At 51.9% G+C, this 25,854-nt stretch carries 20 protein-coding genes; 9 read left to right on the top strand and 11 right to left on the bottom strand.

The window, feature by feature from the left end:
• Positions 1–81 precede the first annotated feature (81 nt).
• Positions 82–1,935 (top strand): RNA polymerase sigma factor RpoD, encoded by a 1,854-nt coding sequence (gene rpoD / locus HZS79_RS10470; RefSeq protein ID WP_162217798.1) that lies wholly within the window; start codon positions 82–84, stop codon positions 1,933–1,935.
• A gap of 143 nt (positions 1,936–2,078) precedes the next feature.
• Here the strand turns inward: rpoD and HZS79_RS10465 are convergent, their stop codons facing one another.
• Positions 2,079–3,650: an AbgT family transporter gene (locus tag HZS79_RS10465; protein WP_179927832.1), complete on the bottom strand. Its 1,572-nt coding sequence runs from the start codon at positions 3,648–3,650 to the stop codon at positions 2,079–2,081.
• Positions 3,651–3,835: 185 nt separating this feature from the next.
• A complete protein-coding gene (locus HZS79_RS10460; protein WP_179927895.1) occupies positions 3,836–4,486 on the bottom strand; it encodes a hypothetical protein in 651 nt (216 codons plus the stop codon).
• A gap of 199 nt (positions 4,487–4,685) precedes the next feature.
• Here HZS79_RS10460 and HZS79_RS10455 point away from each other — a divergent pair, with 199 nt between their 5' ends.
• Positions 4,686–6,053 carry an L-serine ammonia-lyase gene (locus tag HZS79_RS10455; protein ID WP_179927831.1) on the top strand — a complete coding sequence of 456 codons (1,368 nt, stop codon included), beginning with the start codon at positions 4,686–4,688 and terminating at the stop codon, positions 6,051–6,053.
• Between the two features lie 11 nt (positions 6,054–6,064).
• On the opposite strand, the gene HZS79_RS10450 is transcribed toward HZS79_RS10455, so the two are convergent.
• Complete coding sequence (locus HZS79_RS10450; protein ID WP_179927830.1) at positions 6,065–6,976, bottom strand: LysR family transcriptional regulator; 912 nt, start codon at positions 6,974–6,976, stop codon at positions 6,065–6,067.
• A 170-nt stretch (positions 6,977–7,146) separates the two neighbouring features.
• On the opposite strand from HZS79_RS10450, the gene HZS79_RS10445 reads away from it, so the two are divergent.
• From HZS79_RS10445 to mtgA, 3 genes are all read left to right on the top strand, one after another.
• A complete protein-coding gene (locus tag HZS79_RS10445; protein WP_162217803.1) occupies positions 7,147–8,256 on the top strand; it encodes an S-(hydroxymethyl)glutathione dehydrogenase/class III alcohol dehydrogenase in 1,110 nt (369 codons plus the stop codon).
• 75 nt (positions 8,257–8,331) lie between these two features.
• Positions 8,332–9,186, top strand: coding sequence for an S-formylglutathione hydrolase (gene fghA, locus HZS79_RS10440; protein ID WP_162217804.1), 855 nt, complete (start codon positions 8,332–8,334; stop codon positions 9,184–9,186).
• A gap of 10 nt (positions 9,187–9,196) precedes the next feature.
• On the top strand, positions 9,197–9,913 hold the full coding sequence (gene mtgA, locus HZS79_RS10435) for a monofunctional biosynthetic peptidoglycan transglycosylase (protein ID WP_179927829.1): 717 nt from the start codon (positions 9,197–9,199) through the stop codon (positions 9,911–9,913).
• A 4-nt stretch (positions 9,914–9,917) separates the two neighbouring features.
• Here the strand turns inward: mtgA and HZS79_RS10430 are convergent, their stop codons facing one another.
• Entirely contained in the window at positions 9,918–10,850 is a 933-nt protein-coding gene (locus tag HZS79_RS10430) for a DMT family transporter (protein ID WP_179927828.1), read from the bottom strand.
• 145 nt (positions 10,851–10,995) lie between these two features.
• On the opposite strand from HZS79_RS10430, the gene HZS79_RS10425 reads away from it, so the two are divergent.
• The 3 genes from HZS79_RS10425 to HZS79_RS10415 all read left to right on the top strand — a co-directional run bounded on the left by HZS79_RS10425 (position 10,996) and on the right by HZS79_RS10415 (position 14,242).
• Positions 10,996–11,385 (top strand): DUF4168 domain-containing protein, encoded by a 390-nt coding sequence (locus HZS79_RS10425; protein WP_162217807.1) that lies wholly within the window; start codon positions 10,996–10,998, stop codon positions 11,383–11,385.
• 219 nt (positions 11,386–11,604) lie between these two features.
• Positions 11,605–13,515, top strand: a complete 1,911-nt coding sequence (locus HZS79_RS10420; protein WP_179927827.1) for a DUF294 nucleotidyltransferase-like domain-containing protein — start codon at positions 11,605–11,607, stop codon at positions 13,513–13,515.
• 1 nt (position 13,516) lies between these two features.
• Complete coding sequence (locus HZS79_RS10415; RefSeq protein ID WP_179927826.1) at positions 13,517–14,242, top strand: 3'-5' exonuclease; 726 nt, start codon at positions 13,517–13,519, stop codon at positions 14,240–14,242.
• A 106-nt stretch (positions 14,243–14,348) separates the two neighbouring features.
• Here the strand turns inward: HZS79_RS10415 and HZS79_RS10410 are convergent, their stop codons facing one another.
• Positions 14,349–15,989 carry a BCCT family transporter gene (locus HZS79_RS10410; protein WP_162217810.1) on the bottom strand — a complete coding sequence of 547 codons (1,641 nt, stop codon included), beginning with the start codon at positions 15,987–15,989 and terminating at the stop codon, positions 14,349–14,351.
• Positions 15,990–16,483: 494 nt separating this feature from the next.
• On the opposite strand from HZS79_RS10410, the gene HZS79_RS10405 reads away from it, so the two are divergent.
• On the top strand, positions 16,484–16,912 hold the full coding sequence (locus HZS79_RS10405; protein ID WP_179927825.1) for a hypothetical protein: 429 nt from the start codon (positions 16,484–16,486) through the stop codon (positions 16,910–16,912).
• 130 nt (positions 16,913–17,042) lie between these two features.
• Here the strand turns inward: HZS79_RS10405 and HZS79_RS10400 are convergent, their stop codons facing one another.
• The 6 genes from HZS79_RS10400 to HZS79_RS10375 all read right to left on the bottom strand — a co-directional run bounded on the left by HZS79_RS10400 (position 17,043) and on the right by HZS79_RS10375 (position 25,619).
• Positions 17,043–18,452, bottom strand: a complete 1,410-nt coding sequence (locus HZS79_RS10400) for a sigma 54-interacting transcriptional regulator (protein ID WP_162217812.1) — start codon at positions 18,450–18,452, stop codon at positions 17,043–17,045.
• A gap of 11 nt (positions 18,453–18,463) precedes the next feature.
• Positions 18,464–19,909, bottom strand: a complete 1,446-nt coding sequence (locus tag HZS79_RS10395; RefSeq protein ID WP_162217813.1) for a sensor histidine kinase — start codon at positions 19,907–19,909, stop codon at positions 18,464–18,466.
• An 88-nt stretch (positions 19,910–19,997) separates the two neighbouring features.
• Positions 19,998–21,158, bottom strand: coding sequence for a PQQ-dependent sugar dehydrogenase (locus HZS79_RS10390; protein ID WP_162217828.1), 1,161 nt, complete (start codon positions 21,156–21,158; stop codon positions 19,998–20,000).
• Between the two features lie 115 nt (positions 21,159–21,273).
• Positions 21,274–22,149, bottom strand: coding sequence for an AEC family transporter (locus tag HZS79_RS10385; RefSeq protein WP_179927824.1), 876 nt, complete (start codon positions 22,147–22,149; stop codon positions 21,274–21,276).
• A 69-nt stretch (positions 22,150–22,218) separates the two neighbouring features.
• Positions 22,219–23,142, bottom strand: a complete 924-nt coding sequence (locus tag HZS79_RS10380) for a LysR family transcriptional regulator (protein ID WP_162217815.1) — start codon at positions 23,140–23,142, stop codon at positions 22,219–22,221.
• A gap of 269 nt (positions 23,143–23,411) precedes the next feature.
• Positions 23,412–25,619, bottom strand: coding sequence for a TonB-dependent receptor domain-containing protein (locus HZS79_RS10375; protein WP_179927823.1), 2,208 nt, complete (start codon positions 25,617–25,619; stop codon positions 23,412–23,414).
• Positions 25,620–25,854: the final 235 nt, after the last annotated feature.

Raw genomic sequence — 25,854 nt, 5'->3', positions numbered from 1 at the left:
ACGCTATACTGTTCGGCTTGTTGAGTTTAATCGATTCAGCGCCCCAGGTGTTTCATTCTTCTTCGTCGAGATAGGGTTTCTATGGCTGGAAATGCGCAGCAGCAGTCGCGTCTGAAGGAGTTGATCGCGCGCGGTAAGGAGCAGGGCTACCTGACCTATGCCGAGGTCAACGACCATCTACCCGAGGATATCGCCGACCCGGATCAAGTGGAAGACATCATTGGCATGATTAACGACATGGGTATCAGTGTCGTTGAAGAAGCGCCGGATGAAGACACTTTGATGATGTCGGATCACTCCACGGACGAGTCCGCTGCGGAAGAGGCCGTTGCGGCACTCGCCGCCGTGGAAAGCGACGTCGGTCGCACTACCGACCCTGTGCGCATGTACATGCGCGAGATGGGTACGGTTGAACTTCTAACCCGCGAAGGCGAGATTGAAATCGCTAAGCGGATCGAAGAAGGTACCCGAGAAGTCATGTCAGCGCTGGCATATTTGCCCGGCGCGGTTAATTCTATTCTCGACGCCTATGATGCCACGCAGGATGAAGAAGCGCCTGGTCGCTTGTCTGATCTGTTCTCTGGCTTTATCGATCCTGATGAAGGGATCCCGGGCGTTGCTGAAGCTGAAGTGCCTGAACCCGAAGTCGAACCAGAGCTAAGCGATGATGATATCGATAGCGACGAAGACGACGAGGATGATGACAGCACGGCGAGTGAAGGTGGACCAGACCCTGAAGAAGCGAAAGCGCGCTTCGAGCAGATTCGCGAGCAGAACGCTACGGTGGAAGCTGCATTAGCGAAGTATGGTCGTGGTAGCGCCGAACTTAAGGGTGAGCAAGCGCGTCTTGCTGAGCTGTTCTCACCCATTAAGCTGGTACCAAAGCATTTTGAGCGCTTGGTTGGTCAAGTACGCATCAGCGTAGAGCAAGTGCGTGCCCAGGAAAAAGCGGTCATGCAGCTGTGCGTTAAGAAAGCCAAAGTGCCGCGCAAAACGTTCATTAAGTCGTTTCCTGGGTATGAGTCTGACCCGAAATGGTTGGATGCCTTCCAGGAAGCGCAACCCAAGTACGCGGATCGCCTTGAGCCACTGCGCGCAGACATTGCACGCTCGCAGCGCAAGATCGCCTTTGAAGAAGACATGGTGCAGCTCACCGTGGCCGATCTCAAAGAGGTTAACCGCAAGCTCTCTATTGGTGAGGCAAAAGCACGCCGTGCCAAGAAAGAGATGGTAGAAGCGAACCTGCGTTTGGTTATCTCGATTGCTAAGAAGTATACCAACCGTGGCTTGCAGTTCCTGGATCTGATTCAAGAAGGCAATATTGGTCTGATGAAAGCGGTTGATAAGTTCGAATATCGCCGTGGTTACAAGTTCTCGACCTACGCCACATGGTGGATTCGTCAGGCGATTACGCGTTCTATCGCTGACCAAGCGCGCACCATCCGTATCCCGGTACACATGATTGAGACGATCAATAAGCTTAATCGTGTATCTCGCCAGATGCTGCAGGAAATGGGCCGCGAGCCGACGCCGGAAGAGTTGGGCGAACGCCTGGAAATGCCGGAAGATAAAGTACGTAAGGTGCTAAAAATTGCCAAAGAGCCGATCTCTATGGAGACGCCGATTGGTGATGATGATGATTCGCACCTGGGTGACTTTATCGAAGACGGCACCATGCTGTTACCGATTGATATGGCTACAGGCGAAGGTTTGATCGAGGCGACGCGTAATGTCTTGGGCGGCTTAACTGCCCGTGAAGCGAAAGTGCTGCGCATGCGCTTTGGTATCGATATGAATACCGACCACACGCTGGAAGAAGTGGGTAAGCAGTTTGACGTTACCCGTGAGCGGATCCGTCAGATTGAAGCGAAGGCGCTGCGCAAACTGCGCCACCCAAGCCGCTCGGAACCGCTACGCTCGTTCCTAGACGAGTAAGTCAGTCAGGGATAAAGGCATAGACGCCTTTGTGCTTGCTGGTAAAGTACTTACTGATAAAAGTACTCGCCGATAAAAAGCCCGCCGTTCTATCAACGGCGGGCTTTTTGCGTTATGCCATCAGCGTGATGCGATGAAAAAGCTTACAGCGTGTAGTGGGTCGCGGATCCAGGGCCAACTGGCAGGCCAAAGACAAATACCCAGATAAAGAACAGCAGCGTCCAGCCAACCAGCATAAACAGCGTATAGGGCAGCATGATAGCAACTAGGGTGCCAATACCCATATCCTTCCGGTAGCGCGTGGCCACGGCAAGAATCAACCCGAAATAGCTCATCATGGGGGTGATTAGATTAGTGACTGAGTCGCCGATCCGGTAAGCCGCCTGGATCACTTCAGGGGCATAGCCCATTAGCATTAGCATCGGTACAAAGATCGGAGCCGTCACCGCCCACTGAGCTGAGGCGCTGCCCAATGACAGGTTGACGAACGCACACATAATAATGAATAGGGCGAAGAGGCCAGGCCCTCTCAGGCCGAGGGACTGTAGCAGATCAGCGCCTGCAACAGCCGTCACTGTGCCAAAGTTGCTCCAGTTAAACAGCGCCACAAACTGCGCTGCAAAGAATACCAAGACGATATACAGGCCCAGGCTACTCATACTCTTCGCCATGGCATCGACTACGTCGCGGTCATGGCGCATCGTGCCAGCCAAACGGCCGTAGGTGAAACCTAGTAGGGTAAAGGAAACGGCAACGATCACGACAATGCCGCGTAAGAAGGGAGAACCACTAACCAACCCTGTTTCAGGGTCACGCAATATGCCACTCTCGGGTACCACCATGACGGCGATAAGTGCTATTAGAGCTAACGTTGCTAAGCCAGTGCCTTTTAACGCCCGTTTCTCAGTTGCTGTCAGGCCATCCATGCGTTGCTGATCAATGTCGCTATCAGCGTAGGTGGAATCGAATTTCCCAAGCTTAGGCTCTACAATGCGCTCGGTAACAAAGCCACCAATGAGTGTGACAAAGAAGGTGCTGGCGAGCATAAAGAACCAGTTGGCTTCTGCGCCCACAATGTAAGCGGGGTCGAGAAGTCGCGCGGCTTCTTGAGTAATGCCCGAGAGTAGCGGATCAACCGTGCCGATCAACAGGTTGGCACTATAACCACCGGATACCCCACAGAAAGCGGCGGCAAGGCCCGCCAGTGGATGTCTCCCCAACGAGTGGAAGATCATAGCGGCAAGCGGAATCAGTACCACATAGCCAAGCTCAGCGGCCATGTTCGACATAATGCCAGCAAAGACGACGGCATAAGTGACAATGCGCGGCGAGCGGTTGAGGACCAGGACGCGCATACTGGCAGAAAGTAGGCCCGAATGCTCAGCAACGCCAACGCCCAGCATTGCGACGAGCACCGTACCCAGCGGTGCAAAGCCGGTGAAGTTGGTGACCATTTCGGTGACTAAACGGCGCAGGCCTTCTGCATTAAGCAGTGAGTTAACTGCAATCCATTCGCCTTCATTGGCAGGTCGTGGGTCGGCAACAGAAACGCCGAGAGCCCCTGCAATGCCGCTTGCGACCACTACCAATACACACAGAATGGCAAACAGTGTTACCGGATGTGGTAGTAAGTTGCCCAGCCATTCAACGCTGTCTAAAAAGCGAGTGAACGCACCTCGCTTTAGGCTTTCTTCACGATTTTGTGGGTTTCTCATGAGGTTAATGTCGTCAGTAGGTGGTTTTTTAGCAAAATTGCCCATTAATTCCGGTGGACGACAGTACGTTGAAGCAATCAGTGGCGCAAATGGCTTTGCGCATAGCGAGATGTAAAAAATGAAACGCCGCCTAGCGATGCACTAGGCGGCGGTAAATAATCGGTTTGCAGTACGGATAGCAGGCCTTATAGAGCGTCTTGGCGTGCTTTAGAAATTCGCCGAGCGAGAAGTAAAAGTTCAATCATGGCAAACAGAATAAGGCTGTAGCCGAGCAGTTCCACGGCTTCTTCGGCAACGTTCTTAAAATCACGAACATAGTTTTCTTGAAGCACTGCTCGCCAGAGCTCTTGGCGGCCATAAAGGCGTGAAAAGATATAAGTAACCAGGACACCCGCAGCGAACAGTCCAAAAGCAAAAGTGTTGCTATAGTGTGAAAATTCCTCTAGGAAACGCCGACGATGGATGATGACCCAGGTTAGGCTTGGTAGCACAATCAGAGCCACGAGTATTTTCCAGGTATGCCGAGCCACGTAATGGTCGAGAAAATAATCTTGTTCACGTACCAACGATGCGGCGACAAAGGCGAGTAGTAGCAGTGTGACGGTAGGCCATACCTGGAGCACTTGACGTGTATAAATAAGTAGCGCGCAGCAGCAAGCTAACACAACTGTTTGGGTAAGCTCGGTAAACCCTAATTCGCTGTAGCGTACGTTAGGTAAATAAATAGCTTCCAAATAGCCGCCTTGGGCAATCCCTGCGATAAAGAGCACATAAAGCGTTGCGCGCAGTAAAGCGGAACCAAAACTGATTGGCCACTGAGGTGGAGAAGGGGGCATACGAATATCCTTATTGCGGAAATGCGTGACGAACGACGTTAAAAACATCCAGGTGTGGATGTTCATTATATCGTCACCTTTCTATGCTCGCACGCCGAACATACGGGTAATGGCTCGACGACTGACATGTATCGCTGCACATTGGCTGAATTCAAAGTGTAAAAAGACCGATAGCGACCGTTGAGAGGCGGATAACACAATGGCAATTAGCGTTTTTGATCTCTTTAGAATAGGTATTGGCCCATCTAGCTCACACACCGTGGGCCCTATGCGTGCCGCGCGTGCCTTTGGACTTTCGTTGACCGAGGCGTCATTGACACGCGTCACCGTCAGGCTTCACGGCTCATTGGCATCCACTGGCATCGGGCATGGTACAGACAGTGCCGTCATGATGGGGTTAATGGGCGAAGCGCCAGAAACGATTGACCCTGACACTATTGCGGGACGCCTGAAAGCGCTTGAGGAGGGGGTATTGTTAACGATGCCGAACGGTCAAGCGGTACCGTTTGACCGAGGGCGGGATATTGAGTGGGATGAAAGCTCTCTGCCGTTCCATCCGAATGCCATGGTGCTGACGGCTTATCAGCAAGATACGGTTATCGCGACGAATACTTATTACTCATTGGGTGGGGGATTTTATGTCGATCAAGCCAGCGCGGATCAAGGTGGTATAGAGGAAGACAAAACAGCGTTACCTTATCCTTTTGAAACCGCCAACGAGCTGCTCGCCCAGTGCCATACTCATGAACTGCGTATTAGCGAGCTGATGTTGGAAAATGAGAAGGCCTGGCGCAGTGAAGAAGCGATTCGTACTGAGCTGCTGACAATTTGGCAGGTTATGCGTGAAAGTATTGATAACGGCTTAGAGGCCACAGGGCATCTGCCGGGCGGCCTAAACGTTAGGCGGCGGGCCCATGGGTTGCATCAACAGTTACTATCACCGCCACCGAACCAACGACTCATCGTATCGAGTTTCAGCGTGATGGATTGGGTGAACCTGTTCGCGCTGGCGGTGAATGAAGAGAATGCAGCCGGTAAACGGATGGTGACTGCGCCTACCAACGGTGCAGCAGGTATTGTGCCCGCTGTACTTGCGTATTATTTGAAATTTGAACCAGATGCCTGTGATGAAGACATAGTGAATTTTTTACTGGCAGCGGGCGCTATAGGCATTCTGTGCAAAAAGAATGCTTCGATTTCTGGTGCCGAAGTAGGTTGTCAAGGTGAAGTTGGTTCAGCCTGCGCCATGGCTGCAGCAGGGCTTGCTGACGTACTGGGTGGTTCGCCAAAGCAGGTGGAAAATGCCGCTGAAATTGGCCTGGAACATAACCTTGGTCTCACCTGTGACCCAATAGCTGGCTTGGTACAAGTGCCGTGTATTGAGCGCAATGCCATTGCCTCAGTAAAAGCAATTAATGCCGCTCGTATGGCGCTGCATGGTGATGGAGACCATTTTGTCTCACTGGATAAGGTCATTCGTACCATGCGCGATACCGGCCGTGACATGCAGGATAAGTATAAAGAGACTTCCAAAGGTGGACTGGCCGTGAACGCAATTGAATGCTAAGCAGAGGTTTCCTAATTCGTCACATGCTGAGTCGTTGGGTGATTAGGCAGCGTCTTTTCAATATTCGCGACCAGATAATCAACGAGCTGGCGGATTTTGGGGGATAGATGGCGGTGGCGAGGGTAGACCAGCCAAACGGCCGTGTCGTGATGTTGAAAGGGTTCTAGCACAGACACTAATTCACCGCTTTTCAGATAAGGCGCAACGTAGTAGTCGGGCAGTTGGGCAAGCCCTAGCCCTTTCAATGCCGCATCAAGCAGCGCCGGCCCAGAGTTGCCGCTCCAGCAGCTTTCTACCTTTATTTCTCGCCGTTGCCCGTTAACTTCAAAGAGCCAGTTAGGCCGTGAGCCGATCAGACAACGGTGCTGACTTAGCTCGGATAACGTATGTGGCCTGGGTGCCTGGCGGAAATAGGCTCGAGATCCGACCACATACTCCCGCCTCTCACATAGCCTTCGCGCAATCAGGCTAGAATCCTTGAGTACACCCATACGAATGGCAATGTCGTAACCCTCCTCGATAAGCGCTACGGGACGGTTAGTAAAGTGCATATGCACTTCCAGCTGAGGATGCAGGCACTGAAAATCATTGACCAGCGGGGCGATATAGCGCTCACCAAACGTGGTGGCAGAGGTCAATTTAAGCAGTCCGTGGGGTTTGTCCTGAAGCTCGCTGATCGCTTGCTCTGCATCGCGCAGGCCATCAAATAGGTGACGGCAGTGCTCAACATAGATAACGCCAGCATCAGTTAGCCTGATTTGCCGTGTCGTGCGGTATAACAGCTGAACGCCCAGCTGATTTTCGAGCTGACTGACCAATCGACTGATATGCGAGGTCGACACTTTTAAGTGGCGCGCCGCCGCCGAAAACGTGCCTAGCCTCACTACCTCTATAAACGCTTCTATACGATCCCAGCGCTGCATGGGTAATCCTTGGGTATGATTGTTGCTCAGTGGCAATAATTTTATGAGTGTATCCCGCCTTATCCTGCTCGCCTAGCTGGCCTACACTGCATTCAACAAACCTTATTCAATTCAGTCATTCGATTAAATAGTACTCAGTTTTCCACTGAGGCTGTTAAGGAGATGCAAAGATGAAATCACGTGCCGCCGTCGCTTTAGAAGCGGGTAAGCCGCTTGAATTAGTTGAGATTGATGTAGAAGGCCCGAAAGCGGGTGAAGTGTTGGTTAAGATGGCGGCGACCAGCGTATGCCATACTGATGCCTATACCCTTTCTGGCGCGGATCCCGAAGGCAACTTTCCTGCGGTGCTGGGCCATGAAGGGGCGGGCGTGGTGCAAGAAATTGGCGAGGGTGTGACCAGCGTAAAGCCGGGCGACCACGTTATCCCGTTGTACACCGCAGAGTGTGGGAAATGTAAATTCTGCCTATCCGGCAAAACTAACCTATGTGGCAGCGTGCGCGCTACCCAGGGTAAAGGTGTGATGCCTGATGGCACTTCGCGCTTTTCGCTAGATGGCAAAATGCTCCACCACTACATGGGTACGTCGACCTTTAGTGAATACACCGTGTTACCAGAAGTGTCGCTTGCGGTGGTGTCTAAAGAAGCGCCGATGGATAAGATTTGTCTGCTGGGCTGCGGTGTTACCACGGGCATTGGTGCCGTGCTCAATACGGCAAAGGTAGAGCCTGGCTCGACGATTGCGGTATTTGGTTTGGGTGCCATTGGCTTGGCGGTTATCCAAGGGGCGGTAATGGCGAAGGCTTCGAAGATTATTGCCATCGATGTGAACCCCGATAAATTTGAATTGGCTAAGCAGTTTGGCGCGACCGATTTCGTCAATCCTAAAGATTATAGCGACCCGATTCAGCAGGTCATCGTCGATATGACGGACGGTGGCGTTGACTACTCTTTTGAATGTATTGGTAATGTGAATGTGATGCGCTCGGCCCTTGAGTGTTGTCATAAGGGGTGGGGCGAGTCGATTGTTATTGGTGTAGCTGGCGCTGGTGAAGAGATCTCCACGCGTCCATTCCAGTTGGTGACAGGGCGCGTTTGGAAAGGCTCTGCCTTTGGTGGTGTCAAAGGGCGCAGTGAGTTACCGGGTTATGTTGAGCGCTATATGAATGGCGAACTCAATATCGACGACTTTATTACCCACGACATGCCATTTGAGAAAATTAATGAAGCCTTTGATTTGCTACATGCAGGTAAGAGCATTCGTACCGTACTGCATTACTGAGTACTATGGGTAATAGGATAAAAGAACGCGGTAAGGGAAACTCGCCGCGTTTGCATCTTTACAAGGAGTCAGCCCATGAGCATGAGTGAAACTTTAGAACTAGTGTCAGCCAATCGCAGTTTTGGTGGCTGGCACAAGCGCTACCGCCACTACTCCCGGGCGCTGGATTGCGACATGGTGTTTGCCGTTTATCTGCCGCCTCAGGCGGAAAACGAGCGTGTACCGCTGCTTTGGTGGTTGTCAGGTCTAACCTGTAACGATGAAAACTTTATGCAGAAAGCTGGTGCACACCGCATCGCTGCTGAGCTAGGAGTGGCGATTGTTTGCCCTGATACCAGCCCGCGCGGTACCGACCTACCCGGTGAGCATGAACACTATGATTTAGGCTCGGGTGCTGGCTTCTATGTGAATGCCACACAAGCCCCATGGAAATCGAATTACCGCATGTATGATTACGTGATTGAAGAGCTGCCTTCGGTGGTGCGTCAGCACTTCCCGGTGAACGGGCGTGAGTCGATCAGTGGTCACTCCATGGGCGGTCACGGTGCGTTAATTCTGGCGTTGCGTCACCCTGGCCGCTTCCGCTCGGTTTCCGCTTTTGCACCTATTGTTAACCCAATGAACTGTCCTTGGGGGCAAAAAGCCCTCACCAGCTATTTGGGCGACGACCAGTCGCGTTGGCGTCAGTACGATGCCTGCGAGCTGGTAGCTAACGGTGCCTCGCGTCAACGACTGTTCATTGACCAGGGGGAGGCTGATCAGTTTCTGGAAGAGCAATTGATGCCCGAGCGTTTAGAAGCCGTGTGTGAAGCGCATGATCATCCGCTAACACTGCGCCGCCAGTCAGGTTACGATCACAGCTACTTCTTTATCGCCTCGTTCATTGAGGATCATTTGCGCTATCATGCGGAACACCTCATGAAGCGCTAAGGATACTGGAATGCTTAATCGCGCGTTGCGCCGTCTACTGCGTTTTATTTGGCGTCTTATCTGGCGTAGCGCGCTGGCCTTTGTTGCTCTTTCCATTGCGTTGGTGTTGCTCTTTCGCTTCGTGCCGCCCCCGGGGTCTATGGTGATGGTTGAGCGTAAAGTGCAGAGCTGGATCAACAGTGAACCGATACGTATTCAGCACCAATGGCGCCATTGGGACGAGCTTTCAAGCAATGCAAAATTGGCGGTGATTGCTGCAGAAGACCAGCGTTTTCCGCAGCACCGAGGGTTTGATTTAGTGGAAATGCGCCGTGCATGGGAAGCAAGCCGTGACGGGGCGCGCCTACGCGGTGCCAGCACGTTGAGCCAGCAGACCGCTAAGAATGTCTTTTTGTGGAGTGGTCGCAGCTGGGCTCGTAAGGGGCTGGAAGCGTGGTTTACTCTGCTAATAGAACTTCTGTGGGACAAGCAGCGGATTTTAGAGGTTTATTTAAACGTTGCAGAGTGGGATACCGGTGTTTTCGGATTGGAAGCTGCTGCTAATCACTACTTTGGTGCATCTGGTAGTGCTCTAACCGAACGGCAGGCCAGCCTACTGGCGGCTATTCTCCCCAGCCCCCGTACCCGTAGCGCTTCTCGTCCAGACGCCCAGGTTGAGCGTCGTAGCCAGTGGATTCGTCAGCAAATGCGTAATTTAGGCGGCGTTAGTTATTTGCAGCGCTTGTAATCGGTTAAGCTGCTGCTTGACGTGGTTGGCGTACCACCATGACGACTCCTGTGATGGCAATGACCATCCCTGCCAACCCGAGCGCTGGCAGGCGCTCGTCGAAAAGCCACCATGCTTGTAGCGCGGTAACCGGCGGCACTAGATAAAACAGGCTGGCAACACGGGATGCTTCGCCTTTTTTTATCAGCGCCATTAATAGCAAGATGGCGGCGATAGATAGAATAAGCACTAGCCAACTTAGGGTGAGCACAAACGTCATGCTCCATTCGACCTGACGGGTTTCAAACAGTAGCGCCCCAATGCCCAGTAGCACGCCGGCCGCAATATATTGAATAACCGCTCCAGAGAGAAGCGGCATACTGGTGCAGTAGCGTTTCTGATAAAGCGTACCCAATGAAATCCCCACCAAGGCGGCCATTACGCAAAGCAACGCACCCATACCGAACCCAGCAAATAAAGAGGTACCGAATTCCAGCTTACTGCCCAACACAAGGCTGATACCCACAAGGCCGAGGAGCAGGCCTAGCCATTGGCGCTTGGTTAGCCGTTCGCCTAGTAGAGGGCCGGCAAATGCTGCCGTTAGTAGCGGCTGAAGGCCGACTAGCAGTGCTGCCAATCCCGCGGGCATCCCCAAATTAATACCGTAGAAGACCCCTCCCAAATAGGCGCCATGAACAAGCAGTCCCGAAACACCAATATGTAACCAAAGTGCTGTTCCTGAGGGCCATGTAATGCGCATCATCCATATGATTGGAATGAGTAGCATCAGCGTAAGCACAAAGCGAATGAACAGAAAAGTAAAAGGCTCCGCATATGGCAGGCCAAATTTTGCGCCGATAAATCCTGTGCTCCACAGCAAAACAAAAATAACTGGCATGGCGGCAAGGCCAAAGTCAGTGCCATTGATGTTTTTTACGTTTATGATTTTATTGGACATATTTAAAAAGGCTCACGAATTTTATAAGGGTTTATATTTACACTATGTTCTTTTTGTTACATCTCATTACATGAAAAGTTGAACCTGTGCCTGAACAACGCGTCACAGGAGGCACATTCATAACGCATCAATGAGGTTTCTTACTATGCAACGCATTACTGCTCTGTTTTCTGCTGCTCTTCTCGCTACTGGCCTAATCGCTGGCACTGCACACGCTCAGCAAGCTCAAGACCCAGCTCAAGATCCGATGGCCACTCAGCAAGCGCCCGTTCAGGATTTTTCAGATGAGCAACTACAGCAGTTCGCCGATGCTTCTCAAGAAATCGCCGTGATCTCTCAAGAGTACACACAGCGTCTGCAGGAAGCGCAAGACGAAGCTACCCAACAGGAAGTTCGTACTGAAGCCAACGACCGCATGATCGAAGTTGTTGAAGATAGTGGTTTAGATGTAGACACATTTAACGCAATTGGCCAGTCAATTCAGCAAGATCCTGAAATGATGCAGCGTGTTCAGGAAATGGCTAATCAGTCCTAAGTTATAGTGCTAAGTTATCTTATGATGACAGGTTCTTCTTGAAGAGAAAAAGTCGTCTAGTGTAACTTTCTTGATCCTATTAAAGCCCAGCGTTTACGCGCTGGGCTTTTTTTATATCTTTTGACCGTCTCTTTTATACACCTTGGGGTTTACGATACTGCTCAATCAGGACAAACTTAACTCATTGATGTTGCTGCCGCGCCAAGTGCAGGAGATCGCATGGATGTCGAACTGTTGGAAATACGTCAGCATATGGGGCAATTTCCCCCATTTGATGGGTTATCGGATGAGTTGCTGGACGCTATCGCTGAGCAGGTAGAAGTACGTTACTTCAAGACCGGTAGCGATATTTTAGTGCTCAACGATACGCTTAATGAGCTGTGCTTCATCCGAAGTGGTGCCGTTGAGGTGTATCGCCGCCAGGGTGAACTCTATAATCGCCTGGGTGAGGGCGATATTTTTGGACACTTCAGCCTACTGAGAAATCACAAGGTGCGCTTTCCCGCCAGCGCCATTGAAGACACGCTGATTTACTTTATTCCCAATGCTGTTTTCCAGCGGCTGTGCGAGGAAGATGATGACTTTGCTGATTTTGTTGAGCTTGAGCGTCCTCGTTTAGAGACCGCCGCAGAGCAACAGAAAAAGTCCAACGACATGATGGTAACGCGGATACGCAAGCTGGTGACGCGTTATCCCGTCATGGTGGAATCAACGGCCAGCGTTCAGGAGGTTGCCAAGCAGATTAGTGGCGCCCAAGCATCAGCTGCACTGGTGATTGATGAGGGCAGCAGTAATCCGCGCTACAGCTTCCAGGATAGCGAAGGTAAAACCTGGCAAGTATGCGGTATTCTTACGGATAGTGATTTCCGCACTCGCGTCGTCGCAGAAGGGCTTTCACCGCAAACGGCTATCGGTGATGTCATTTCCGAACGATTAATCACGATACAGTCGGATTCATCAGTGTATGAAGCGATGTTGACGATGCTACGCAATAACGTCCACCACCTGCCCGTTATGTACCGCCAACGTCCAGTGGGAGTGGTGCATCTTTCCGATATTATTCGTTATGAGACGCAAAGCGGGCTTTATCTAGTCAGCAATATTTTCAACCAGTCTAGCGCTCAGGGATTAGCCAAGCTTGCGCCGGATGTGCGTGCTGCGTTTGTGAGGATGGTTCAAGAGGGTGCTAACTCGCAGATGGTTGGGAGTGCACTGTCGACGATTGGCCGCAGCTTCACTCGACGCCTACTTGAGCTGGCCGAGGAAGCGTTGGGGCCACCGCCGGTGCCTTACTGTTTTATGGTCAATGGCTCCATGGCACGTAACGAGCAGAGCATTGTCACGGATCAGGACAATGCGTTGATTTTGTCGGATGACTTTAACCCTGACGAGCATGATGAGTACTTTCATGCGCTGGCGGCGTTTGTCAGCGACGGGCTGGACGCCTGTGGTTACACTTACTGCAAAGGCGATGTGATGGCAACCAATCGTCAATGGCGTCAGCCATTACACGTTTGGAAGCGGTACTTCCAGGATTGGATGGCGAACCCTACGCCCGAGAGACTTCTCCATAGTTCGATCTTTTTCGATCTCGACAGCATCTATGGAGAGGATATCTTTGTGGAAGCGCTACAGGACCTAATTGCCCAGACAGCACCTAAGTCGCCGCTGTTTTTGGCTGCCATGGCGCGTAATGCGTTAAACCGCACGCCGCCACTTGGTTTTTTCCGCACTTTTGTCATGGAAAAGGATGGCAAGCATAATAATTCCATCAATCTAAAGCGGCGTGGTACCGCTCCCATGGTTGATCTTATCCGAGTGCACGCGCTAGCTTGCGGCTCCAAAGCGCAAAACTCGTTCCAGCGTCTGAACGATATTAGCAACACTCAGCTCTTGGCCGCTGGTGTCAGTGACAAGCTCAGCTATGCGCTTGAATTTTTGTGCATGTCGCGGATTCGTCACCAGGTGATAGACCTTCAGGAAGATCGTATTCCTGATAACAACATCGAGCCGGAGAATGTTGAAGACAGCGAACGCCATACGCTTAAAGACGCATTTCAAGTGCTGAATAATGCGCAAAAGTTTTTGAAGTTCCGCTACCCTATCCCTACCCAACGGCAGGGGCGTTAGCATGTTTGAAATCCGCCCGCGCAAAAAAGTAGTTCAGGCCAATTGGGAAGGCTATATGGCTGAGCGTGCACAGCGGGTGCATGATGACGCGCTCAAGCGGTTTTTTGACATGCCGCTTCCCAGTCCTGATACGCCTATTGGAAAGGTGCCTATGGTGGCGCTGGACATGGAAACCACCGGGCTAGACGAGCGTCGCCACGCCATTGTGAGCATTGGGGTCGTTCCCTTTACGCTGGACCGGATCCCTCTTGCTCAACGTCGTTACTGGGTAGTAAAGCCGTCAAGACCACTGGATGAGGCATCCATTGCGTATCACCACATTACCCATTCGGAAATTGCCAATGCGCCGGATTTAGACGCGGTGTTGGATGAGCTGTTAGAGGTACTAGCAGGGCGCTTAGTCGTGGTGCATTTCCGAAATATTGAACGGCCCTTTCTCGATGCTGCGGTAAAGGCGAGACGAGGAGAGGGAGTGCTGTTTCCAATGATTGATACGATGTCCCTTGAAGCACGTATGCACCGCCAGACCCTCTGGGCAAGGTTTCGGCGTTGGCTGGGGCGTCCGCCGGTTTCGATTCGCCTAAATGCTAGTCGTGAGCGTTACGGCTTACCTGCCTATCAAGGACACCACGCATTAGTCGATGCGTTGGCAACGGCAGAGCTGCTACAGGCTCAAATGAGTTATCACTACACGCCGGAAACGCCATTGAAAGCGCTTTGGTGCTAAAGGCACACTACTTTCGAGCTACCACCACTACTTGGGTGAACGTCATCAACGCAAACGGGCAGCCATTTGGCTGCCCGTTTGCGTTGGTGCAAGTGTCGGCGATTCGCTACACCGCTTTGGGTTCGCTCATCAGTCCTTTGACAATGGCATAACATGCCACTAATAGGATGATGGTGAACGGGAAACCGGTAGAAACTGCCATGGTCTGTAGTGCAGTCAGGCCTCCACCCAGCAATAACGCAATAGCAATCGCCCCTTCGATGATCGCCCAGAACACGCGCTGAGGTTTCGGTGCATCCACCTTGCCGCCTGCGGTAATGGAGTCGATCACCAGCGAGCCAGAGTCAGAAGAGGTCACGAAGAAAATAATGACCAGCAGGATCGCAATAAACGAGGTGATCTGCGAGAGCGGTAGCTGTTCTAGCATGATGAACAACTGTAGGTCTACGCCTGCATCGCGCACAGCACTAATACCTTGGCTGACGTATTGATCAATGGCAGTACCGCCAAACGTTGTCATCCACAGTACCGATACAACAGAAGGTACAAGAAGAACTGAAATCAAGAACTCACGCACGGTACGTCCACGGGAAACCCGCGCAATAAACATACCAACGTACGGAGACCAGGAAATCCACCATGCCCAGTAGAAGGCAGTCCAGCCTTGGCTAAAGTTAGCGTCTTCACGGCCAAAGGGGTTCGATAGCGCAGGCAGGTGCACGGCATAGTTAATCAGGTTTTCAAAGAAGCCTGTCGCAATGAGCAGTGTCGGACCAACGGCGATAACGAAAAACAGCAGTGCCGCTGCCATCGCAATGTTGATTTTTGATAAAAGCTGAACACCTTTGTCGACCCCTGCCATGATCGAGCCAATGGCGATGATCGTGATACCAACGATCAGCAGGATCATGGTGATGTCGCTTTCCGGTGCGCCAAACAAGTAGCTTAAGCCTGCCGCAGCCTGTGTGGCTCCCAGGCCGAGAGACGTTGCAAGACCAAACAGCGTAGCAAATACCGCCAGGATGTCGATCAAGTGGCCCGGCCAACCCCATACGCGCTCACCCAATATGGGGTAGAACACCGAGCGCATTGAAAGAGGGAGGCCTTTGTTAAACGAGAATAACGCCAGTGCGAGTGCGACCACTGCGTAAATCGCCCAAGGGTGTAGGCCCCAGTGGAAGATCGTCGCCGCCATACCAAGTGCAGCCGCACCTGCAGCATCCCCTTCGGCGCCAGCCAGTGGTGCCCAGTCTCCGCCATCGAATGACGTGCCAAAGTGGGTCAGCGGCTCGTTAACGCCAAAAAACATCAGGCCAATGCCCATGCCAGCGGCAAATAGCATTGAGAACCAGCCGACGTAGGTAAAATCCGGTTTGGCATCAGCGCCACCAATGCGGATTTTACCCAATGGAGAGATGATCAGTCCGAGGCAGAGGATAACGAAAATATTGGCAGCAAAGATAAAGAACCAAGCCAAATTGCCGGTTAAAAAGCTAAAGATAGCGCCATAGATCGGGGCGATAGTGTCTTGTAAAGCAAGCGTTAGAACGACAAACAACAGCACTACGATCGACGATATGGTGAATACCTTACCGTGTAGATCAAGGTTCACTCCCATCGGGCTGGGGGTGATGTTGTCTTGCCCGATCACATAGTCGGTGTCGATGAGGTTCGCCGCGCCGTCAGGGGCTGGGATGCCCTCTGAGACTGGCTCGTCGGGGGAGCGTTTAGAGTCAGGATTATCCACTGGAGCCTCTCCATTTTGAATATAAGCTGTGCATTCGAGGAGTGATGTTTCCTTGGAACCAAGGCCAACCGAAACAACCTTCCGTCCTTGAGATGCGTTAGCTGGCGATTGTTACGTGTACTAAGGTAGCAAATATTGCTTAATCTTATTTCAACGGGGTCACATTAATATAAGCAACAGCTGTATTTACAGCGACAGTGAGAAGCCGTGAACCCTACATTTTTTATAATTAAAATTTAAATTTCTCACGAATAGTGATTAATTTTCATTATACATAGATAGGCAATGTGTGTCACAACGCCTCTTATACCAGTGCCAAATTTTGCCACATGTGTCAAATTGACCCGATTAAAATGCGGGCTTTAATGATGGCTGCGCATGTTTTGTTTTATTTATTGTATTGATTATTAAGGTTTTTTATTTTTTTTGAGGCGGTTGGCACGAACTGTGAAGGAGTATGAATAACCCTATCAGTATGAGTGGAGGTCAGCTTTATGGATAAACAATCGAGAGACGTATCAAAACGCCCGCGTGTACTTACATTATGTATGTTAGCTGCAGCGGTAGGGACACTGGCACTGGCAGGGTGTGGCAATGGGAATGACGATATGCCTCCTGCGGAACAACCTGAAACGATGGAGCAAGATGCTACATCAACTACGGGTCAAATGCCTGAAGCTGAAGACAACGGTATGATGGATCCGCCTTCAGATCCCGCAATGACTAATGACCCTGCAATGGCTGACGACCCTGCGATGAGTGATCCGGGGTTAGGTGACGAAGCGGCTGCTTCTCAAGAGCCCGTGCCGGGTGAGACCCAAGACGCTATGAATCCAGATGAAGAACCAGGATTTGGTAATGGCACTGATCCCATGCCAGGTGCTGATGAAGAAGATGACGAAGAGATGAATATAGGTCAGTAATGGCCAACGCTCCCTACGATGGTAAATTGCATCAGCTGTCTGTTCCCTGCGGCTGCTCCACATGGTTTACCATCTTTTCACCCCCGCGCACGCGGGGGTTTTTTTGCATGAATGCCCCGTAAAATACTGGCTATGATGGCTCGCTATCGTCTTCCAGGCGGCGATAAAGTGTACGGCGGGCAATGCCCAGCACTTCAGCTGTTCGCCGTTTATTACCTCCGGTTGCCTCAAGTACTTTGCGAATATAACGCTTTTCTACTTCCTCCAAACTTGGCCATCGAGTGGGCGCTGGTGCGGGAGCTTGGGTGCCCGGAAGCACTTCTCCACTAAGTGTCGGGGTGATTTCCGAACCACCGTTGTGTTGGTTGGCTTGTTCACGTAGCCGCTCTGGCAGGTCATCGTGCTGTAGCACGCCTTTTTCGCTGAGCGTCACGGCACGCATAATAGCGTTTTCCAGCTCACGTACGTTGCCAGGGTAGGGATAATTCAGCAGGCTATTAAGCGCCTCGGGCTCGATTTGCTCAATCTGCTTCCCCTGGCTTTCGGCGTGCTTATCGATGAGTGCAAAAATAAGCTGCTCAATATCGGTGCCGCGTTCTCGAAGTGGAGGAATACGCAGCGAGAATGTCTCAAGGCGATAGAAGAGGTCGCTGCGAAAATTCTCTTGCTCGATCTCTTTTTCCAGGTTGCGGTGAGTTGCGGCAATAATGCGAACATCCACTGGCTCTTCGCGTTCGCTACCAACGGGGCGCACGGTTTTTTCTTGCAGTGCACGTAATAGCTTGGCCTGGAGATTGACGGGCATTTCACCAATTTCATCCAGAAACAAACTGCCACCTTGTGCGCTATGAAATAGCCCTTTGCGTGCTTCGTTTGCTCCAGTAAATGCACCTTTTACATGGCCAAAGAACTCACTTTCCATTAAGTCTGCGGGGATGCTGGCGCAGTTTACAGGGACGAACGGCGCGTCATGACGTTTGCTCTCCTGGTGAATGGCGAGAGCCAGCAGTTCTTTACCCGTACCGCTTTCTCCCAGAATCAAAATAGGTGCGTCGCTTTTGGCAAGCCGAGAGGCATCGTGAAACAGCGACTGCATGGCAGGGCTTTTTCCTACAATACCGTGGAAGTCATTCGGCTCAGCATCATGGGAAAGGGACAAGCGCTGGCGTTCTAAAACACGAAACACGGCTTCACGTATCGCATCTAAATCCAGTGGTTTGGTTAAAAAATCATCAGCACCCAGCTTCAATGCCTCGACGGCTTGGTCGATGGTGCCGAAAGCTGTGATGACAATAATACCGAGCTCACTGCCGCTTTGGCGTAGTTGCTGAAGTAGCTGAATGCCGGTCATGCCTGGAAGGCGCACGTCCGTAATCATCATGGCGACGGGTGTGTGGCTAAGCAGCGCAAGGGCATCTTCTGCACTGGGGACGCCGAGTGTGTCATAGCCCGCGTCGTTGAGCTCTTCTTCAAGTAACTCACGTATAGCGGCGTCATCTTCCACCACCAATAACGGTAAAAGGTGTTCCTGATGGGTCACAAACGTTTTCCTCAAGCGGATGCTGTTTCACTAAGGGGGAGCGTAATTTCAAATCCAGCGCCACCAAGGCCGCTATTAAATACGCCAATTGTCCCGCCGTGGTCGTTAATAATGCGGTGTACCATGGAGAGCCCTAAGCCGCTGCCTTGGCCCACCGGTTTAGTCGTAAAGAAAGGGTCGAAGACCTGTTGATGGTGCGATGTTGGAATGCCAGGGCCGTTATCTTCTACCCACAATGTGAGCTCTTCATTATGTTGTTGAGCGCTAAGGCGAATGCAGCTCACCTCGGCTGCTTGTGCTGCATTGCGTAATAAATTGGTGAGCACCTGAACAATTTGTTGCCCGTTTACCAGTAAGTGGGGGGTGGGCGAGGGAAGATCAATCTCTAAACGAATATTTCGGGGTTCCAGCTCCTCTTCCACAAGCTCACTGGCGCTCATAATAAGCTGATCCAGGGCTTGATTACCTTTCTCTACGTTATGTTGTCGACCCAATTCCATTAACTGGCGCACAATTTGTACAATCCTTTCAACTTCACCGCGAATTCGCCCCAGTCGCGCGCGCTCGTCGTCACCGATAGTGTCTCGCCGGGCTAAGCGCTGGGCTTGACCGTTGATGACAGTCAGTGGGGCGCCAATTTCATGGGCAACGCCCGCCGCTAGAACCCCCAGCTCGGCAAGTTTCTTGGATTTTCGCAGGCGCTTTTCTAACTCAATTTCGCGTCGTTGACGGGCATCGATATCGCGGTCTTTGTCTGCCATTGCATCTAGCATGCCGTTTAACCCTGATGCCAGACGACGATACTCGGTAGGGCCCTCCACGCTAGCCCGTTGGCTGCGGTCGCCATCTTCGACCAACAACATAACGCGTAGGAGACGATTCAGCGGCCGCTCAATATAGTGCCGAAAGCCCCACCAGATACTAAAGACAATACCTGCCGCTCCAATCACGAAGACCAGCACTGCGACAATGCTGATAAACCCAGTATAGTTTTCGATACCTGTATTCAGGCGATTTACCTGGAGCACGCCATGAACGGATCCATCCTGGGCACGCAGCGGTGTTAGCGCGGAGTAGTAAGTCCACCCTTCGTGCTGGCGGTAGTTGCTGTAGAGGTCGTCGCGTTCAATAACCTGCCGGATCTCTTCCGCGGTAAAAAGATCTTTACCTAACCCTAGCCCGTACACTTCACGGCCTTGGGTGTCGAAGACATAGGCACCATAGATACGGTGGAATGAAAAAGCTGACTGCAGCGCTTCTTCCAACGGCGTATCACTATCACGAGCGACCGCGTAGCTCAGCGATGTACTAAGTGCTCGGGTAATAATCTCTACTTCAGTTTGTAGCTTAGAGCGTACGTTGTCTTCCAGCGACTTGATAGCCACTAAGCTAAAGACCACCAGGACAACAAATAGCGGTACGATCACTGTCAAAATAATTAAGTTACGTAGTCGCATTGCGTATCCATGGTGGTCGTTCGCCGTTTGATAGTGAGTGGTTCGTATCAGCGTGTAAAAAGTGCGATTGAGGCGCTAGGAGGCCTGTTTAGTTGACGGCCTGCAAGCGATAAAGGCTGCCTTGGTTGCTGTCAGTCAATAAATAAATGGCGCCCTCAGGCCCTTGGCGGACATCGCGGATGCGACCGATGTGTCCTTGTAAAATAATCTCCTCACTCACGACTTCTCCATCTTCTAGCTGTAAGCGAAGTAGCTGTTCACTGGCTAGCCCGCCTGCGAGGAGCTGTCCTTGCCAGTTACCCAAGGCATCGCTGGTGACTTCGGCCAACCCTGATGGGGCGAAGCGGCCATTAAAGACATATACCGGATCGACCATGCCCGGCAGCGATTCAGCGCCAATAGGTTCATTGGTACGGTAATCATTGCCAAGGCTAACCTCAGGCCAGCCATAATTGCTGCCCGCTTGAATATGGTTAAGTTCATCGCCTTTACGTGGGCCATGTTCGGAGGCCCAAAGTTCACCGTTACTCAGTACGGTCATGCCCTGGATATTACGATTTCCTAGTGAGTAAATTTCATCCAGGGTGCTGTCATCATCCAAAAAAGGGTTATCGCTGGGTATGCCGCCAGTGTCGGTAAGACGGAGTGTGGAGCCCGCATGGTCGTTGCTTGCCTGGGCGCGAGATGGTTCAAGACCCCGATCGCCAATACTCATTAATAGCGTGCCATCTTTTAACCATGCTAAGCGAGAGCCGTAATGACGACCTGGAGAGGAGGCGCGGTCTTGCTCAAAAAGATGCTCCACGTCACCTAGCGAATCGCCCTGCCATTTTGCTCGGGAGAGAGCAGCGCGGCTATTGTTGCCGTCGGGTTTGCTCCAGGTGAAATAAACCCAATCGTTTTCGCCATCACCGAACTGGGGATGTAGTACAACATCTAACAGCCCCCCTTGTCCGTGATGGTTAACGGTAGGCGTTCCCTCTAATACCTGGGATTGGTCACGCTTAGGATCGATAAGGTTGAGTTGACCATTGCGCTCGCTCACCAGGTAGCGGCCATCAGGTAGGAAAGCAACTGCCCAGGGGTGTTGGAAACCTTCTGCTACTTGCTCAATCGAGATGGTTAGATGCTCGGTTTCGATGGCATCGTGAACGATTTCCGCTTGCACCGTACCCGTGGTACCCACGAGCAGTAGCCCGCCTAAAGCATATCGGCAAACCTGGGGAAATATCTGATGTGCGGCATACATAGCGCTCTCTCCAATGGTGGTCATCGCTAAGGTTCGAGTGTCATCAGTCTAGCAGTGACTGCCTTGAGCAGGAGGGGTTCCCTGTTGGTGCGATATAAAACACTGACATAAGGGACTACATCAGAAAGGCTAACAGCACGGGTAAATAGAAAAGAGAAAGAATGGTTGAACAGAAAACAAGGCTAGCCACATACGCAGGTTCACGCTGGGCGCGCTGGGCAAACAAATAGTTAAACACGGCGACCGGCATACACATTTGCAGTACCAAAATGCCTTGTGCCAACGGAGGGAGGCCTAGCCAGCCAGCAATCAGCCATGCGGCGGCGGCGGCGAGAGGAATGCGCACTAGGCTGAATCCAAGACCAGAACGCAGGCTTTTTACTTGGATGCTGGCGAGAGAAACCCCCAGTGTGATGAGCATGAGTGGGACCGTGAACCCAGACATCAAGTCTACCGTGTTGGCTAACCAAGGAGGTAGGGAGGCGTCGGTTAGCAACAGCACCATCGATAGCACAATGGCATATACCGTGGGCGTTTTTAGCAGCGTTCTCATTGGGTTTTCGCTGCTATTGAGCACGGCTCCCAATGTGAATTGAAATAGGGTTACCGTCACCATTACCGTAATGCCATAGGCGAATCCTGCGCTGCCGAAGGCGTACAGCACAACCGGCAGCCCCATATTGCCGGTATTGGGATACATCATGGGGGCCAGTAAAACACGCCAATGTCGACCCAGTAGCTTGGCGACCACGAAACTTGCAGCACCCATGGCGATAATGACTAGCGAGGTTGCTAGCATCATTCGCCCAAACGTCCCAGCATCAATATTGGCACCAGAGAGGGAGGCCAGCACCAGCGCGGGTGTACCAATGTTAAATACGAGTCGAGTAATAAAATCTACGGGGTAAGGGTGTCCTAGGCGCACCCATAAATACCCTAACCCGGCTCCTGCCAGCACGGGAGCCATGACGGCAAAAAGTTCGGCGAGCATTAATGTTCCTTAACGATCATCAATCGCTCATTGTCGGTAATTAGGCCGCTAACTGGCAAGCTGAATTCATTAAGTGGCGTGGGCTGTAGCCTGAGTGGTTTGCCAGGTGGTAGGTACGTGTTCGCGTAAAAAATCAAGCAGTGCATTGACTCGGCGTGAATGGTGCCCATAAGCGTAAAGCATGGTGATAGGTAAAGGGGTAGGCTCCCAGCCTGGCAAACAGCCAACCAGATCCCCGGGATGATGCTGTTCGCGCTTTCCTACTACCCAGTGAGGAAGTAGGCCAATGCCTTGCCCATAGGCGATAGCATCAATATGTAAGACAGTTAAATCAACCCGCAGCCGAGAGCGTGGGGCATGAAACAGATAATCGTCATGTTGAGGGTGGTGTAGCAGCAATCCATTAGAGGATGTGTCGAGTAAATCAATCCACGCGTGTGTCTTTAACTCGTTTGGGTGTTTTGGGTAACCGGCCTTGGCAAGGTAGCTCGGGTTGGCATATAGGCCCCGAGTCAGGTGCCCTAAACGTTCCTGATTGAGACCGCATTCGTGAGTTGCCCCTAGCCAGATATGCACACTGTTACTGTGCATTTTAGTTGGGGGAGATTCTCGAGTATGGAGGGTTAATTCCACCTTGGGGTAGCGGGTTAAAAATGCATCAACGACACCCGCCATCCAGCCGCGTGCAAGTGCTCCGTGCACTTCAAGGGTGACTTTTCCACTGATCTCCTCACGTAGCTCCGCCAGTGCCTCTTGGCTGTGTGCCGCCATGGCTAAAAGTTCTGTGCAGTAGCTATGAAACAGCAGGCCTGCTTCGGTAGGGATCAGCCGATTGGCTTGCCGCCTCAGAAGGGGCTGCTCCAATCGTGCTTCAAGTTGGCTGATACGGCGGCTGAGCGTCGATTTAGCAAGCCCTAGCTTGTGCGCGCTGCGCGTCAGACTGCCGGTGCTCATCACATCGGCAAAGGCAGAGAGTTCATCAAAATCGTACATGGTAGGGGCCACTGGGCAAACGTAGGCGTGTTATTGTGCCATCTAATGATGTGAATGAAAATAATTGGTATTTGTATTCCGTTTGGGTTTGTGCACCGGCTAGACATCGGTATGGCGTGTATTGAGACAAAAAGCGTTTTTAGCTCAAAACGGTGTGGCCTGTTTAGCAGCAGGTGAAATAAAAAGCCCCAGCATTAAGCTGGGGCATCAAATCAGCATTGAAACAGTAAAAGGAACGCGGTTAGTAAAGCGATACGCCTTAGTGCCGCTTAGAACTCATAGGTGGCTGATATCCAGAAGCTGCGGCCATCCAGTGCCACGCCATTGGTGAAGCTACTGGTTTGAGTAAAGCGGTAGGCACGCAGAGTTTCACCGTTGTGTTCAAAGGTATCAGAACCAGTGAAGTCTTTATCAAACAGGTTGTAGATAGTGCCGGTTACTCGCACGTTGTCGCTGAAACGGTAGGAGTTGCGCAGGTTAAACAGTGCGTAGCCATCGAGGTTATTACCAAGCTGCTCTACCAGGGAAGCAGACTCACCACTTGGCGTGCCGGTGAATCGCTCACGAGAGGAGTAGTACTCGCTTTCCAGCGTAGTGCTCCAGCGGTCGTTAATCGCCCAGGTAAGGTCGGCGGTGAGTTTATGTTTCGGGGTGTTCGTCAACAGCTGACCTTCGTTGGCACCCGACTTCACTTCAGAGTCGGTGAAGGTGTAGCCACCGTTGACATGCCACGCCGGGGCGATTTGATAGCTTGCGTTTAGCTCGACGCCACGGGTTTCGGCTTTATCAATATTGATCTGCTGACGGAAGTTTTCTTGCTGTGTAAAGCTGCCCACGCTGACACAGTTGGCGAGTCCCGCATTGGGGGTGTTGCCGTTGTCATCGATAAACTGGCAGTTAGGTAAGGGAGTGCTGTTGGCAATGCGATCCGTAAAACGATTGTAGAAAACGGTAGCTCCCGCTGCAAAGCCGTCTTGGTTGTCGTAGATAGCACCGATTTCATAGTTGGTGCTTTTTTCTGGTTCCAGGTTGGGAGAGCCAATCGTTACGGTACGGCCTTGCGCAGTAAAGCCGGTTACGCCGTCATGCAGGTCGTTAAGTGAAGGCGTCTTGTAACCACGGCTTACGCCACCTTTCAATGTCCAATTGGGGGTGCTGTTCCACACCAGGTAGCCGCGCGGGCTAAAATGGCCGCCGAAAGCATCGTGGTGTTCGTAGCGTCCGCCAAAGGTAAAGGCGAGATCGTCTCGCAGCATCCACTCATCTTCCGCGAACAGCGCCCAGCTTGTTTGCTCAAACGCTTGGTTACCCGCAGCACCATCTTCTAGCTTGGCATCAATATATTGGCCGCCAACGGTCACCATATGATCAGCAATTGGTGCAACAAACTTGGTGTCCACGGTGATATCGCGGTTTTCTAGCAGGCGAGGTTCGCCTCCTTCAGCTTCATAACCAAAGTCTGGAGCGCTTCCCGGGGGCAGGGTGCGGCCTAGGGTTTCGGTGGTGTTGTGAGTAACGCTGCTTTCCCAGGTGCCTGCGCTGTAGTGCCCCGTGTGTCCAATAGCGACCTGATCGCGATTGAAGCGCAACTCATCTTTATAGCCCCAGGCACTGTCCGGAGCTTCTGTTGAGCAGTCGCGTGCCCATCCATCAAGGCTGCCAAGGCGGCAGTCGTCATTGCTATACGTTTGACGCGAGCGCTCGGCGTCTAGCCAGAATTCATTAGTGTCGTCTGGTGTTACGTTTAAGCGCCCACCGATAGAGTAATTGCGTGCTTCTACTGGGCGAGGGTCGCGCCCTGCGCTGTTTTCAACCATGCGCTCAGAGCTGTCGCGGTCGAATAGGCGACCACGTAACTGAAGGCCAACAGTATCTTCTACCAAGGGGCCAGATGTGTATAAGTTGATCGCTGAGCTATTACCCGTATCGCGATCCTGCTGGAAAGTGTTCTCAACCGTTACTGAACCTACCCACTCTTCGCCTACGCGGCGGGTAATAATATTGATAACCCCACCCATGGCATCGGAACCATAAAGTGTCGACATTGGGCCGCGAATAACCTCAATACGCTCAATAGCAGACAGCGGCGGCATAAAGCCCGTGGAGGTTTCCCCAAAGCCGTTAGGCGTGACACTGCCTGAGGTGTTCTGACGACGTCCGTCAATCAGAATTAATGTGTAGTCGCTGGGCATGCCACGAATCGAAATATTCAGTCCGCCGGTTTTGCCCGTACCGGAACGCACATCAACGCCTGGAACGTCAGCGATGGCTTCAGCAATGTTGGAAAACTGCTTTTGCTCCAGCTCTTCACGGGTCACCACAGAAATGCTGGCAGGCGCACTGTTCAGCGACTGCTCATACCCTGCGGCGGTGACCACCATATTATTAAGTTGGGTATTTTCTTGAGCGCTGGCCACGGTGGCGGTAACGCTAAGGGCGACGGCGCTGGCGAGGGCAGTGCGAGTGAAGCGTGGCATGGTGATCCCCTGAGATGAAACTGAATGCTAATGAAACTGATTATCAAATGAGGCGGCGATTCTAAGAAGAAAAGTTCCCATGTGCGAGCCTGTTTCATCGAACATTGCGTTGCTGAATCTCGAACGCTTATCAATGCCAAACGCCAGAGATCAACTTTATTAGAATGCTAATTAAATTGACGTTGCAGTATCTCGAACAAACGATTCGTTGAAATAGTGATGCAAGTGCTTTTGA

This window comes from Vreelandella zhaodongensis, assembly GCF_013415115.1.
GTDB classification, from domain to species: Bacteria; Pseudomonadota; Gammaproteobacteria; order Pseudomonadales; family Halomonadaceae; genus Vreelandella; species Vreelandella zhaodongensis.
Note: the sequence above shows the minus strand (reverse complement) of the source record. Positions and strands in the feature narration are given on the sequence as shown.

Coding starts and splice junctions, on each gene's coding strand:
- HZS79_RS10455 (WP_179927831.1), top strand. CDS start 4,686: ATGGCAATTAGCGTTTTTGATCTCTTTAGAATAGGTATTGGCCCATCT.
- HZS79_RS10425 (WP_162217807.1), top strand. CDS start 10,996: ATGCAACGCATTACTGCTCTGTTTTCTGCTGCTCTTCTCGCTACTGGC.
- HZS79_RS10390 (WP_162217828.1), bottom strand. CDS start 21,158: ATGTATGCCGCACATCAGATATTTCCCCAGGTTTGCCGATATGCTTTA.
- rpoD (WP_162217798.1), top strand. CDS start 82: ATGGCTGGAAATGCGCAGCAGCAGTCGCGTCTGAAGGAGTTGATCGCG.
- HZS79_RS10405 (WP_179927825.1), top strand. CDS start 16,484: ATGGATAAACAATCGAGAGACGTATCAAAACGCCCGCGTGTACTTACA.
- HZS79_RS10460 (WP_179927895.1), bottom strand. CDS start 4,486: ATGCCCCCTTCTCCACCTCAGTGGCCAATCAGTTTTGGTTCCGCTTTA.
- HZS79_RS10375 (WP_179927823.1), bottom strand. CDS start 25,619: ATGCCACGCTTCACTCGCACTGCCCTCGCCAGCGCCGTCGCCCTTAGC.
- HZS79_RS10445 (WP_162217803.1), top strand. CDS start 7,147: ATGAAATCACGTGCCGCCGTCGCTTTAGAAGCGGGTAAGCCGCTTGAA.
- HZS79_RS10415 (WP_179927826.1), top strand. CDS start 13,517: ATGTTTGAAATCCGCCCGCGCAAAAAAGTAGTTCAGGCCAATTGGGAA.
- HZS79_RS10380 (WP_162217815.1), bottom strand. CDS start 23,142: ATGTACGATTTTGATGAACTCTCTGCCTTTGCCGATGTGATGAGCACC.
- HZS79_RS10465 (WP_179927832.1), bottom strand. CDS start 3,650: ATGAGAAACCCACAAAATCGTGAAGAAAGCCTAAAGCGAGGTGCGTTC.
- HZS79_RS10430 (WP_179927828.1), bottom strand. CDS start 10,850: ATGTCCAATAAAATCATAAACGTAAAAAACATCAATGGCACTGACTTT.
- mtgA (WP_179927829.1), top strand. CDS start 9,197: ATGCTTAATCGCGCGTTGCGCCGTCTACTGCGTTTTATTTGGCGTCTT.
- HZS79_RS10385 (WP_179927824.1), bottom strand. CDS start 22,149: ATGCTCGCCGAACTTTTTGCCGTCATGGCTCCCGTGCTGGCAGGAGCC.
- HZS79_RS10420 (WP_179927827.1), top strand. CDS start 11,605: ATGGATGTCGAACTGTTGGAAATACGTCAGCATATGGGGCAATTTCCC.
- HZS79_RS10395 (WP_162217813.1), bottom strand. CDS start 19,909: ATGCGACTACGTAACTTAATTATTTTGACAGTGATCGTACCGCTATTT.
- HZS79_RS10450 (WP_179927830.1), bottom strand. CDS start 6,976: ATGCAGCGCTGGGATCGTATAGAAGCGTTTATAGAGGTAGTGAGGCTA.
- fghA (WP_162217804.1), top strand. CDS start 8,332: ATGAGCATGAGTGAAACTTTAGAACTAGTGTCAGCCAATCGCAGTTTT.